Source organism: Enterococcus nangangensis (assembly GCF_005405245.1).
Lineage (GTDB): Bacteria > Bacillota > Bacilli > Lactobacillales > Enterococcaceae > Enterococcus_J > Enterococcus_J nangangensis.
Genome location: NZ_BJDR01000002.1, coordinates 79,343 through 91,303, shown reverse-complemented (window position 1 = coordinate 91,303; position 11,961 = coordinate 79,343). Strand labels below are relative to the sequence as shown.

13 protein-coding genes are annotated in these 11,961 nt (G+C 43.7%); 10 read left to right on the top strand and 3 right to left on the bottom strand.

The annotated features are described in order from the left end of the window. Positions 1-18: 18 nt before the first annotated feature. From rplQ to truA, 5 genes are all read left to right on the top strand, one after another. Entirely contained in the window at positions 19-402 is a 384-nt protein-coding gene (rplQ, locus tag FFM57_RS01575; RefSeq protein ID WP_137598772.1) for a 50S ribosomal protein L17, read from the top strand. A 275-nt stretch (positions 403-677) separates the two neighbouring features. Beyond that, positions 678-1,517 (top strand): energy-coupling factor ABC transporter ATP-binding protein, encoded by an 840-nt coding sequence (locus tag FFM57_RS01570; RefSeq protein WP_137598771.1) that lies wholly within the window; start codon positions 678-680, stop codon positions 1,515-1,517. Next, on the top strand, positions 1,493-2,365 hold the full coding sequence (locus FFM57_RS01565) for an energy-coupling factor ABC transporter ATP-binding protein (RefSeq protein ID WP_170999848.1): 873 nt from the start codon (positions 1,493-1,495) through the stop codon (positions 2,363-2,365). The genes FFM57_RS01570 and FFM57_RS01565 overlap by 25 nt, the downstream gene beginning before the upstream one ends. Then, positions 2,355-3,152 carry an energy-coupling factor transporter transmembrane component T family protein gene (locus FFM57_RS01560; protein ID WP_137598769.1) on the top strand — a complete coding sequence of 266 codons (798 nt, stop codon included), beginning with the start codon at positions 2,355-2,357 and terminating at the stop codon, positions 3,150-3,152. Before FFM57_RS01565 ends, FFM57_RS01560 begins: the two co-directional genes overlap by 11 nt. Positions 3,153-3,242: 90 nt before the next feature. Beyond that, the gene (gene truA, locus FFM57_RS01555; RefSeq protein ID WP_246023343.1) at positions 3,243-3,986 is read left to right on the top strand and encodes a tRNA pseudouridine(38-40) synthase TruA; all 744 of its coding nucleotides are present in this window, start codon (positions 3,243-3,245) and stop codon (positions 3,984-3,986) included. 55 nt (positions 3,987-4,041) lie between these two features. On the opposite strand, the gene proC is transcribed toward truA, so the two are convergent. After that, positions 4,042-4,839, bottom strand: a complete 798-nt coding sequence (proC, locus tag FFM57_RS01550; protein WP_137598767.1) for a pyrroline-5-carboxylate reductase — start codon at positions 4,837-4,839, stop codon at positions 4,042-4,044. A 127-nt stretch (positions 4,840-4,966) separates the two neighbouring features. Here proC and FFM57_RS01545 point away from each other — a divergent pair, with 127 nt between their 5' ends. From FFM57_RS01545 to FFM57_RS01530, 4 genes are all read left to right on the top strand, one after another. Next, positions 4,967-7,459 carry a phosphatidylglycerol lysyltransferase domain-containing protein gene (locus tag FFM57_RS01545; RefSeq protein ID WP_137598766.1) on the top strand — a complete coding sequence of 831 codons (2,493 nt, stop codon included), beginning with the start codon at positions 4,967-4,969 and terminating at the stop codon, positions 7,457-7,459. A gap of 65 nt (positions 7,460-7,524) precedes the next feature. Beyond that, entirely contained in the window at positions 7,525-8,109 is a 585-nt protein-coding gene (ruvA, locus tag FFM57_RS01540; RefSeq protein ID WP_137598765.1) for a Holliday junction branch migration protein RuvA, read from the top strand. A 9-nt stretch (positions 8,110-8,118) separates the two neighbouring features. Continuing rightward, a complete protein-coding gene (ruvB, locus tag FFM57_RS01535) occupies positions 8,119-9,129 on the top strand; it encodes a Holliday junction branch migration DNA helicase RuvB (protein ID WP_137598764.1) in 1,011 nt (336 codons plus the stop codon). Then, positions 9,126-9,689, top strand: coding sequence for a TetR/AcrR family transcriptional regulator (locus tag FFM57_RS01530; protein ID WP_137598763.1), 564 nt, complete (start codon positions 9,126-9,128; stop codon positions 9,687-9,689). The genes ruvB and FFM57_RS01530 overlap by 4 nt, the downstream gene beginning before the upstream one ends. 57 nt (positions 9,690-9,746) lie before the next feature. On the opposite strand, the gene FFM57_RS01525 is transcribed toward FFM57_RS01530, so the two are convergent. Beyond that, positions 9,747-10,160: an OsmC family protein gene (locus tag FFM57_RS01525; protein ID WP_170999846.1), complete on the bottom strand. Its 414-nt coding sequence runs from the start codon at positions 10,158-10,160 to the stop codon at positions 9,747-9,749. Between the two features lie 121 nt (positions 10,161-10,281). Between FFM57_RS01525 and FFM57_RS01520 the strand changes: the two genes are divergently transcribed. Further along, the gene (locus tag FFM57_RS01520) at positions 10,282-10,710 is read left to right on the top strand and encodes a low molecular weight protein-tyrosine-phosphatase (protein ID WP_137598761.1); all 429 of its coding nucleotides are present in this window, start codon (positions 10,282-10,284) and stop codon (positions 10,708-10,710) included. 83 nt (positions 10,711-10,793) lie between these two features. On the opposite strand, the gene FFM57_RS01515 is transcribed toward FFM57_RS01520, so the two are convergent. Continuing rightward, on the bottom strand, positions 10,794-11,855 hold the full coding sequence (locus FFM57_RS01515; RefSeq protein ID WP_137598760.1) for an NAD(P)H-dependent flavin oxidoreductase: 1,062 nt from the start codon (positions 11,853-11,855) through the stop codon (positions 10,794-10,796). Between the last annotated feature and the right edge of the window lie 106 nt (positions 11,856-11,961).

The window sequence follows — 11,961 nt, the reverse complement described above, 5'->3', positions numbered from 1 at the left end:
CAAAGGAGGTACGTACAAGTGGGTTACCGTAAATTAGGACGCACATCTAGCCAACGTAAGGCAATGTTGCGTGACTTAACAACCGACCTTATCATTAACGAACGTATCGTAACGACTGAAGCTCGCGCTAAAGAAGTTCGTTCGTTAGCAGACAAGATGATTACATTAGGTAAACGTGGCGATTTACACGCTCGTCGTCAAGCGGCAGCGTTTGTCCGCAATGAAATTGCTGATGTTCGGGAAGAAAATGAAGTAGTTGTGATTGAAACAGCTTTACAAAAGTTGTTTGCTGATCTTGCTCCTCGTTACACTGAACGTCAAGGTGGATACACTCGTATCTTAAAGACCGAACCACGTCGCGGCGATGCTGCACCAATGGTTATCTTAGAATTTGTCAAATAGTTTTTTGCATCACTTTTATGATGATTCTTCTGAGTGTTATGATGATGGAGAAATCCTAGTCTAGCTCGTTGCTACTCCCTAAGGTTGCCTTAGGGAGTCAGCACTCATCATAAGGTGTTTTTTTTATCTTTTCAAAAGGTGTCAAGACAAGCTTGGAAAGACAACAAAAGTAGCTTATGAAATCAACGTGTAAATTTTCGCGAAAGCATTTGGAATGATTGAAAATTTAAGCGTTTTTTGATAGTGTTAGTAGGAATAAGAAAGAAGGTGGATCCGTGACGACAGCAGTCGAGTTAGCCCACTTAGTTTACCAATATGCTGGTGAAGATCAAGAGCGGGCCTTAAACGATTTATCATTTCAGATTGAAGAAGGAGAATGGGTCGCCATCGTAGGACCCAACGGTAGTGGTAAATCAACTTCCGCTAAAGCCATCAATGGTTTGATTGCCCCTTTGAGGGGTGAAGTTAAAATATTTGATACCCTTTTAACCGAAGAAAATCTTTGGGAGTTACGCCGGCAAGTGGGGATGGTTTTTCAAAATCCCGATAATCAATTTGTGGGGGCCACAGTGGAAGATGATGTGGCCTTTGGTTTAGAAAACCAAGGAATTCCGCGGGCTGAAATGGTGGCGCGCGTTACGGACGCTTTAGCTAAAGTGCGGATGACGGACTTTGCCAAGCGAGAACCCGCACGGCTTTCCGGTGGGCAAAAACAACGGGTCGCCATTGCTGGGGTGGTAGCGTTACGGCCTAAAATTATTATTTTAGATGAAGCCACCAGTATGTTGGATCCTAAAGGCCGGAAAGAAGTTATTGAAACGATTCGCCAAATCAAAGAAGAAGCGCAATTAACCGTGATTTCCATCACCCATGACATTGACGAAGCGGCCCACGCTAACCGCGTCTTAGTGATTAAAGACGGCGCAGTAGCTTTAGAAGGCAAGCCGGAAAAAATTTTTTCTTATGGTGAAGAGTTAATTGAGTTAGGCTTAGACTTACCTTTTCCCGAAAAGTTAAAAGCGGCCCTAAAAAAACGGGGGATCAGCGTGCCGCAAGAATATTTAACAACAGAAAGGATGGCGGAGTGGCTATGGACATCACTTTCCAAAAAGTAGACTATACCTACCAAGCCGGCACACCTTTTCAAGAGCGGGCGTTGTATGATTTAAACTTACAAATTAAAGATGGTTCTTATACGGCTTTGATTGGTCATACAGGTAGTGGCAAATCCACCTTGTTACAACATTTAAATGCTTTAGTAAAACCAACAGCTGGTACAGTAACCATTGGGGAGCGAGTGATTACCCCCACGACGGATAATAAAAACTTAAAGCCGGTCCGCAAAAAGGTGGGGATTGTTTTTCAATTTCCCGAAGCGCAACTTTTTGATGAAACGGTGGCGCTAGATATTGCTTTTGGGCCAAAAAACTTTGGTGCAACCCCTGAAGAAGGTCGGGCGCTAGCCGCCAAAATGTTAGAACTAGTCGGTTTAGATGAAAGCTACATGGATCGCTCACCTTTTGAACTTTCCGGGGGCCAAATGCGCCGGGTGGCGATTGCGGGTGTCTTGGCGATGGAACCAGAAGTCATCGTCTTAGATGAACCAACCGCCGGCCTTGATCCGGCCGGTCGCAAGGAAATGATGGAAATGTTTTGGCGTTTACACCGGGAGAAAAACTTAACGATTGTCTTAGTGACCCATTTAATGGATGATGTCGCCAATTACGCTGATCACGTTTTAGTGTTGGAAAAAGGACACTTGGTGAAAGACGGTACGCCGCAAGAAATTTTCCAAGAAGTCAACTTTTTAAAAGAGAAGCAATTAGGTTTGCCGCAAGCGACAGATTTTGCTTTGCAGTTAGCGGCTAAAGGCTGGCAAACGGCTAGCTTTCCCCTAACTGCCGAAGAGCTCGCAGACGTTCTAGCGACAGATTTGAAAGCAGGTGCGGCCCATGATGAATAAATTATTACTGGGACGCTTCTTACCTGGGGATTCCTTGATTCACCGCTTGGATCCGCGGGCGAAGTTAATCGGGAGCTTTTACTACATTATTATTATCTTTTTTGCTAATAACTGGCAAAGCTACTTGTTAATGGCGGGCTTTACCTTAGGGGCCATCGTCTTATCAAAAATAGATTTTGGTTTCTTTTTACGAGGTGTCCGGCCGTTAATTTGGCTGATTTTGTTTACGGTAGCACTGCAAGTGCTCTTTGCTCGTGGTGGAAAGACTTACTTTAGTTGGGGCATCTTTGCTATTTCTGAATATGGTTTAATTAACGGTGCGTTGATTTTCTGTCGCTTCGTGTTAATTATTTTCATCTCGACGTTATTAACCTTAACGACAGCACCTCTTTCTTTGTCGGATGCGATTGAATATTTATTGCGCCCCTTAAAAGTGATTCGCTTTCCAGTGCATGAAGTGTCCTTAATGTTGTCTATTGCTTTACGTTTTGTGCCGACTTTAATGGATGAAACGGAAAAGATTATGAATGCGCAACGAGCTCGGGGTGTCGACTTCAGTGAAGGTGGTTTGGTGCAACGGATGCGGGCCATCGTGCCGCTGTTGATTCCTTTATTTGTCTCTAGCTTTAACCGGGCGGAAGATTTAGCCACCGCCATGGAAGCGCGGGGCTATCAAGGGGGCGAAGGACGGACGAAGTATCGCGTCTTACATTGGCAACTAGCCGATACCTTAAGTTTAGTGGTGTTGGCCCTCGTAACCGTTGGCTTATATTTTTTACGTAGTTAAAAGTTTAAGAGGCGGCGAAAAAGACGACTCCTAGTAAGGAATCCTCTTTTTTGGCGCTTCTTCTTGTTGAATAAAAAAGGAGGAATGAGGGTGCGTTATCGCGCAATTATTGCTTATGATGGAACGAACTTCCACGGCTTTCAAACCCAACCAGTTGGTCGCACGGTGGAAGAAGAATTAACTAAGACTTTAACGAAGATTAATAGTGGCCAACCGGTAGCCGTTTTTGGTTCAGGCCGCACCGATGCCAAGGTCCACGCTCGTGGTCAAGTGATTCATTTTGATTTACCGCAAGTGCGGCCTTTAGAAAAAATTCGTTTTGCGCTAGATACCCAGACCCCCGATGACATCGCTTGTTTAAAAGTCGAAGAAGTAGCGGAGGATTTTCATGCCCGTTATCACGTGGTGCAAAAAACATACGAGTTTCGGGTGGATACTGCTAAAGCACGCAATCCTTTTAAACGTCATTACGCTAGCTATTTTCCTTATCCCGTCGATCTGACGAAGATGCGGGTGGCGCTTGAAGCTTTGTGTGGTACCCACGACTTTACTTCGTTTTGTGCCAGTGGCTCGACGGTGGAAGACAAGGTGCGAACGATTCATCAAGCAACGGTAGAGTATTTACCGCAGGAAGAAGAATTATTATTTACTTTTACTGGCGATGGTTTTTTGTATAAGATGGTGCGAATTATTGTGGGGACCGTTTTAAAAATGGGGAATGAGCGACTGGATTATCAGTTGATTCCTGAAATTTTAGCGGGGCGGGATCGCAATCTTGCTGGTCCTACCGCTCATCCGGAAGGTCTTTATTTGGTAAAAGTAGAATACGAATAATAAAACGCTAGGGTGCGGCTGTGAAGGTTGCACCCTAGCGTTTGTTTTTTTAAAATTATTTACTACTTTGTTGATCTTTTTCTAAAGTAGCGATCATCGCTTTAGTGATGGCGTTAGCAAAACCAAATTCTTGTAAAGCTAAGACACCTTCAACCGTGCTGCCTCCCGGTGAAGAAACTTGATCCACTAAGTCCCAAGGATTGGCCCCACTTTTTTTGGCTAACGTGCCAGAACCCGCCACAACTTCAGCGGCGATGGTGGTGGCTAATTTTTTTGGTAAACCATATTTTACGGCAGTGCGACTGAGGGCATCAATGAAAGCGTAAATAAAAGCTGGTGAACTACCCGCTAGTGCCACGAAAGTTGAAAATTGATCTTCCGGGAAAGGATAAACAGAACCTAAATGTTGCAAAAAGCTAGTGATTTCTTGTTGATCTTCGTGGTCTACTTCGCTGCCAAAAGCGATGGCGATGGAGCCAAGATTGACGGCGACGTTTAAATTAGGCATTAAGCGTACTAAAGGCACAGGACCTAAAAGTTGCGTTAAGTTGTCTAAAGAAATACCGGTGGCAAAAGATAAAATAAGTTGTTCTTCCGGCCGCAAAAACGGCGCGATTTCTTTGGTAATCGTGGGAATTAACGCCGGCTTTACTCCCAAGAAAAGATAATCTGCCCCTTGCGCGACGGCTTCATTTGTGGTGCAAACCGTTAAACCCAGTGGCGCAGCGTAAGCTTGTAATTTTTCTAAGTTGTGGGCGCTGACTAAAATGTCGCTAGGGGCGACATTTTTTTGCAGGAAACCGGCAATCATGTGTTGAGCCATGTTGCCAGTACCAATGAAACCAATTTTCATCTGAAAACCTCCTTTAAGTTATCTTAAGCATAGTAAAAAAAATCAGAAAAGTAAATTCCTAAAAGAGTTTTAAGGAAATTATGCTACACTAAAAGAACCAAGTAGCAAAGGAGGAGATCCGAGGAAGATGAAAAAAATAATCGCCTTCATTCGTCAATATTCTTTTTTCTTAAAATTAATTTTCTTTGGTTCCATCTTAGTCTTTGTGGCGAATCAATTTACCGCCATTTTAAACGGTATGAGTTTAGCAGAGCTAGGGGCTAAAATGCGCGCCTTACCTTTGCCACGCTTATTTTTATTATTTTGTTGTGGCTTATTGGGTTCATTTTTAATGGCGGGCTATGACTATACCGCGCAGAACGCTTTGCAAAAAATGGGACAAAAGCCGCAACCAGTAAAAACGTGGTTGCCTTTAGCTTTTATGATTAATAGTATCAATAATTTAGTTGGCTTCGGTGGCGTGGTGGGGGCTACGTTACGGGGAAAATTTTACGGAGCGGATTTACCGAAAGAAAAAGTTTTAGGCACCGTTTCGAAAATGGCCTTTTTTGTTTTTACCGGGATTTCCATCTTGTGCGGTGTCGCTTTAGGTGCGCTCTTTTTGGGGCCAGTGGCTGAATATTACCGGCAGTATTGGCCATGGCTTCTAGGTGGAAGCTTATATTGGCCCGTCCTTGTTTTTTTTAGCTACTTAAAGCGGAAAAATTTATTTGCGGAATTTTTTCCCCAAGGTATTGTCTCCTTGTTGTTGGCTTCTTTATTGCAGTGGAGCAGCGCTTTTGGTGTTTTTTGGAGCATCGGTAGTTTATTAGGTTTTCAGCTGGAATTTTGGAGTCTGTTTGTTTTATTTATTGCCACTAGTTTAATCGGGATGTTGACGATGGTGCCAGGCGGTGCTGGGACGTTTGATGTCTTAACGATTTATGGCTTAAGCGCTATGGGAATTAGTCACGAAGGCGCCTTGTTGTGGCTCTTGTACTATCGTTTAAGTTATTACTTAGTACCTTTTTTATTGGGAGGTAGTTTTTTCTTACAACGCACCGGCGTCCAAGTAAATCAATTTTTCGATGGACTTCCCCGCCTTTTAGGACAAAAGTTAGCCCATCTTATTTTAACGGGCGCCGTTTATTTTGCCGGTATTACGATTCTACTTTTATCGACAGTGACTAATCTTTCTAACTTGGGGGCTTTCTTTTCGTTTATTACGCCTTTTTCTTTTGATTTTTTTGATCAAACTTTAAATATGATTGTGGGGATCCTCTTGTTAGGGTTAGCGCGCGGTTTAGCTAATAAAGTGCGCAAGGCCTATTTACCGACACTTTTAGTTTTACTATTTAGTATTGCAAATACCATCACCCGCACAGCCAATTGGCGCTTGATTGTCGTCTACTTAATTATTTTAGGCGCGGTTTATTTTTCGCGGGGGGAATTTTATCGGGAAAAACTCGTCTATTCTTTTGAACAGCTGCTTTTTGATGGCAGTTTATTGTTATGCTTAGGCATTCTTTATGCGGTGGCGGGCTATTATGCCACCAATCAACAGCGAGGGGAACTGATTTCTGGTTGGTTTATTTTATTCCCGTCAGCCGAAGTGTGGTTTAAAGGGCTCTTAGGTTTAGGGCTAGCCTTAGTGGTTTTGGTGACTTTGTTAACTTATTTGATGCAAGGGCCACAGGTGGGGAGTAGCTATCAAGAAGAGCGCGTGCAAGCTTTTGTCGCGCAATATGGCGCAACGAGTGAGACGCCCTACTTTGACCACGCTAGAAGACGCAGTTACTTTTATCAAGTAGATAATCGCGACTGTTTGTATTTTAATTTTGAAAAGAAAGCCAATAAACTTTTTGTTTACGGCGACCCTTTAGGTGATCCTGCCCATTGGGGGGCCGGCTTGACCAGTTTCATGACGACAGCGGATTTATTAGGCTATCAATTGGCCTTTTATCGGGTGAGTCCAGCTTTTGTGGAACTCTTGCACGATTACGGCTTTAGCTATTTAAAAATTGGCGAAGAAGGTTATGCGGACCGCACCTTAACGAGAAGTACGCCAGCTTTGGCGTCGAATGCCAGTTATCGGGCCTACTATCAATTGAGTCCGGAAGCCTTAGGGGCAATCGGCAAAAAAGCTTACTTAAAAGGAGTCCCTTTTGCCTTACAGGCGCCACTGGCGGTATTGGAAGCAGGGGACGAGTTACAAGGGGTGGCTTGCTTTTATTATTGTGAAGAACAGCAGTTGGTCTTTTTACTAGACTACTGGGGGCAAAGTCCGGAGGTAGAAGCGAAGATTTTAAGTAAATATTTAACTAGCGCTTTACAAAAAGGCTATCGCGTAGATTTAGGTTTATTGCCTTTAGCTAACGTCGGTCGCTCTTCCTTTTCCTTTGTAACGGAGCGCATCGTGCAGTGGGTCTATTATTACGGCTTGAATCAAAGCACGCTCCAAGCGCAGCGGGCCGCCAAAGAAAATTTCGTCACCACCCAAGAAAATCGTTACCTAGCTTATCGCCGTAATGCCAATGGCGTGATTACTTTAGTCCAAGCTTTATTGCTCTTGCGCAAACGGAAAGCAGCGAAAAAACCGCTGTTGGCTTGGGTTTTAGCCAGCGATGAAGAGGAAAGCTAGTTTGCACCCTCCTAGACACTTGTGGTAAAATGTAGGGAACATACGTTGTCATGGAGGCGAAACTTTTGTTTGAATATTTAAAAGGAGTCGTGACTTATGTGTCGCCGGCTTATATTGTTTTAGAATTAAATGGTCTCGGCTATCAATTACTAGTGGCTAACCCTTATCGCTACCAAGAAGGGACGACGCAAAAGATTTTTGTCCACCAAGTCGTGCGGGAAGATGCCCAACAGCTCTTTGGCTTTTACGATTTAGCTGAAAAAGAATTATTTTTACGCTTGATTTCGGTTTCTGGCATTGGTCCGAAAAGTGGCTTAGCCATTTTAGCCGGTAACGACCATCAAGGGTTACAAGAAGCGATTGAAAGAGAAGACGTTAAATTTTTAACTAAGTTCCCAGGCGTCGGGAAAAAGACGGCTCAACAAATGATTCTTGACTTGAAAGGCAAATTCACGGCCGTCAAAGGGCAAATGGATTTATTGCAAGTAGAAGATGCGGGCTTAGATGCTCTAGGGGAAGCACTGGCGGCCTTAAAAGCATTAGGTTATGGCGAAAAAGAAGTCCAAAGCGTCAAGAAAAATTTAAGCACGCAAACGTTAAGTACGGAAGAATATATTTCCCAAGGTTTAAAATGGTTAATGAAAAAGTAGGTGAATGTGGTGGAAGAAGAACGAATCGTGGATAACAGCTTACAAAAAGACGACGAGCTGTTGGAATTATCCTTGCGCCCGCAAACGTTAAAACAATACATCGGCCAAAGTAAAGTCAAAGAAGAGTTGGCCATTTATATCACCGCGGCTAAAACGCGGCAAGAAGCTTTGGACCACGTCTTATTGTACGGGCCACCAGGTCTGGGGAAGACGACGTTAGCTAAAGTAATCGCTAACGAAATGGCGGTAGGTTTTAAAACCACCAGTGGGCCAGCCATTGAAAAACCAGGCGATTTAGTAGCGGTTTTAAATGAGTTAGAGCCGGGGGATGTTCTTTTTATTGACGAAATTCACCGCTTGCCGCGGGTTGCCGAAGAAGTCTTGTACTCGGCGATGGAAGATTTTTACGTGGATATTATGGTGGGGCAAGGGCCAACAGCCCATCCGGTGCGTTTTCCCTTACCGCCTTTCACTTTAGTCGGGGCCACCACGCGAGCTGGCATGTTGGCGAAACCATTGCGGGATCGTTTCGGGATTGTTTCCCATTTAAGTTATTATACGGAAAGTGATTTAACAACGATCCTGATGCGTTCAGCCACCATCTTTAATACCCAGTTAATGACTGCAGGCGCCCATGAACTGGCGCGACGCTCGCGGGGGACCCCCAGGATTGCCAACCGTTTATTAAAACGCGTGCGGGACTACGCCGAGGTCAAAGGTAACGGGATTGTGGATCAAGAAGTGGCCATGACCGCCTTGGCGCTTTTAGGGGTGGACTCGGTAGGTCTTGACCAAGTGGACCAAAAGTTACTCCACGCGATTATCGAGTTATATCACGGCGGACCGGTGGGCTTGTCCACCATTGCTGTGAACATCAGCGAAGAAACCGAAACAGTGGAAGATATGTACGAACCTTATTTGATTCAACTAGGCTTTTTAAAACGCACAGCGCGAGGACGGATGGCCACGGCTAAAGCTTATGCGCATTTAGGCTTACCTTTTACGGAGGCAGAGGAATGAAAATAGAACCCACTAAGGAATTGTTAGGCTCAGCCCTCATCGCGTTATGTCAGGCGCAACCTTTTGAAAAAATTACCGTGAAAGATTTGACGGAATTTGCCAAAGTGAATCGTCAAACCTTTTATTACCATTACCACGATAAACAAGAGCTGTTGCAAGATGTCTATTATCGCGACTGTCTCTTTTATATGGATCAGGATTTAACGCTGGATAACTGGGAAGAGCAGGCCTTAAAAATGTTAAAAGCCATCTATCAGCGCCAGGGTTTTTATCGCCAAACATTTTTCACTAGTCACGATGTTTTAATGACCCAGTTTACTAGCTTGTTAGAAAGACAATTTTTAAATTTATTTACCTTGCTGGATCAAGAGCGTGGCTTACTCGCCGAAGATAAAGCCTTTTACGCCGGCTTTTTTGCTTACGGTTGCAGCGGCGTCTTACGCAAGTGGATTACTGAAAATTATCCGGAAAGTCCTATTGAAGTGGCTGCTAAACTTTTTCGTTTAGCTAAAGACGTGGAGTTTTTTGCTTTTCGTTTGTATGATGGTTATCAAAATTAAAAAAAGTCTATCTGCTCTATCTTAAAAAAAGACGAGGAGATAGACTTTTTAAAATCGTTACGCTTCCCGCACTAAAGCGGTGGGCACACTGAGCACTTGATAAACGCCACAGTTTTTTTCCGTTTCTTGAATAAAAACTTTTTTTTCAGTGGGATTCAAGCCACTATCAAAATCAATCTGGTAATGAACGCGGTTAAAAGCGGACACGGGCTTTCCGGTATACTGGGGATAAGCCAAGCCCCGCACGCTAACAGATAGATTACTTAAAGCAATTTTTTTCTGACGAGACAAGTCAATGGCGGAAGCGCAAAGACCGGTGGCTAAGGCGCCTAAAAGTTGTTGCAGCGCATCAGGGCCAAGAGCAGTGCCGCCTTCTTCTTTGCGGCGATCGGAAATTAAGGTGTAACGTCCTAACTCACTTTGAATTTGAAAGCCGGTGCCTAAATAGTGAGCATTTGCAGTAACTTCCATCAAGGTACCTCCTTTGCTTAACATGGGTTACTTTTATGATAACCTGAAAAAAAAGCCAGAGCAAAGGTATCTTGTGTTTTTTAATTTGAATTTCATGAAAGGAAATTAGGAGGATAATGTTATGAAAAAAATTATCTTTGTCTGTTTGGGAAATATTTGTCGCTCCCCGATGGCCGAATCGTTGGGGCAGTTTTATTTGATGGAAAAGGGGTTGACAAAAGACTATCAATTAAGCTCTCGAGCTACTTCGTCTTATGAAATTGGTAAGCCTCCGCATCATGGCACACAAAACATTTTACGGCAACACCACATTCCTTTAGTGCCCCACCAAGCAACGCAAATTACCAGTGCTGATTTTTTGACGGCAGATGTTATTTTAGGAATGGATCGTCAAAACGTAGCAGACTTACGGAAACTGGCGCCGGCCAAGACCATCGCTCAAATTTCTTTGTTGCTCCCTGAGGAAGAAATTCCGGATCCTTATTACACGGGGAACTTTGCGGAAACCTATCGTTTGATTAAAAAAGCACTACCTGCTTGGTTGCAATAAAAAAGCACTGGCTGAAAAGGGAACGTCGCGCAAATTTTGCGCCAGTAGCGTTCATTACTTTTTAGTCAGTGCTTTAATGATTTTTACTTACCAACAAGTTCTTGCATCAGTTGGGGCACGGTGGTCATTTCTTTGAGGCGATGGACAGTGGCCCCAGCAAAAATTAAGCCTTGTAAAGGATTTTTACCTGCACTTTTTAAGAGGTGCTCCGAGATACAATAAGGAATTGTTTTGCGATCGCAATGACTGTGGGACAGACAGTTGCGACATTTTTCAATGGGAATGCGCCCAGCGGCACTTTTTTGCGTGAAATAATTATCAATCGCCCGGGCCGGCATCCCCACTGGACTTTTAATAATTTGTAAATCTTTTTCCTCGGCCATTAAGTAGGCGTCTTTAAAAGCTTGCGGTGCGTCGCATTCCGCGGTTACCACAAAACGCGTCGCCACTTGGACGCCACGACAACCTAAAGCGAGATAATGTTCAATATCTTCATGAGTATAAACGCCACCGCCGAAGAAGACGGGAATTTCGTGCCCGTAAAGTTCGGCGAATTTTTGTGTTTCGGCAATAATTTTAACGAGTTCTTGATCCATATCAAAATTTTCATCAGTGAGTTGCGGAACTTTAAAGCCTAAGTGCCCCCCAGCTTTTGGTCCTTCTACTACGATAAAATCAGCCGTCGTTTGATATTTTTTATGCCAATAATTTAACACAACTTTACAAGCTTTTTGACTAGAAACAATCGGCGCGATTTTCGTCGTACTTCCTTTAGTAAATTCCGGTAGTTGGGTGGGTAAACCGCCACCAGAAATAATCACGTCGGCTTTTTGGGCGACGATTTCTTTAATGTAGCGCTCGTAATGAAAAGTCGAAGCCATGACGTTGAAGCCAACTAAACCATCTTGAGCAATGGCCCGTGCTTTTTTTAGTTCTAAACCAATCGCTTTTAAATTTGCCTTTAAAGGATTTCGTTCAAATTCAGGTAATTTAAAACCAATTTGGGCACTGGAGATGATGCCCAAGCCCCCACTTTTAGCGACAGCACCTGCTAAATTTGCTAGGCTGATGCCAATACCCATGCCTCCTTGAATGATGGGTACCGTTAAATTTAAGTCGGCAATCTTGATGCTTGGTAAGGCCACAAGGGTCACTCCTTTGAGATTAGTTTGATTATCAAACTTTTTTCTTCACTGTAAATAACTTTTCAGTCCTTGTCAATCAAAACTTTTTTTGCCGGTTTTTTCGCCG

What these genes read in the sequence shown, in the direction of transcription:
- FFM57_RS01565 (WP_170999848.1), top strand. Translation starts at nt 1,493, where the DNA reads ATGGACATCACTTTCCAAAAAGTAGACTATACCTACCAAGCCGGCACA.
- FFM57_RS01560 (WP_137598769.1), top strand. Translation starts at nt 2,355, where the DNA reads ATGATGAATAAATTATTACTGGGACGCTTCTTACCTGGGGATTCCTTG.
- proC (WP_137598767.1), bottom strand. Translation starts at nt 4,839, where the DNA reads ATGAAAATTGGTTTCATTGGTACTGGCAACATGGCTCAACACATGATT.
- FFM57_RS01545 (WP_137598766.1), top strand. Translation starts at nt 4,967, where the DNA reads ATGAAAAAAATAATCGCCTTCATTCGTCAATATTCTTTTTTCTTAAAA.
- FFM57_RS01530 (WP_137598763.1), top strand. Translation starts at nt 9,126, where the DNA reads ATGAAAATAGAACCCACTAAGGAATTGTTAGGCTCAGCCCTCATCGCG.
- FFM57_RS01525 (WP_170999846.1), bottom strand. Translation starts at nt 10,160, where the DNA reads ATGGAAGTTACTGCAAATGCTCACTATTTAGGCACCGGCTTTCAAATT.
- FFM57_RS01520 (WP_137598761.1), top strand. Translation starts at nt 10,282, where the DNA reads ATGAAAAAAATTATCTTTGTCTGTTTGGGAAATATTTGTCGCTCCCCG.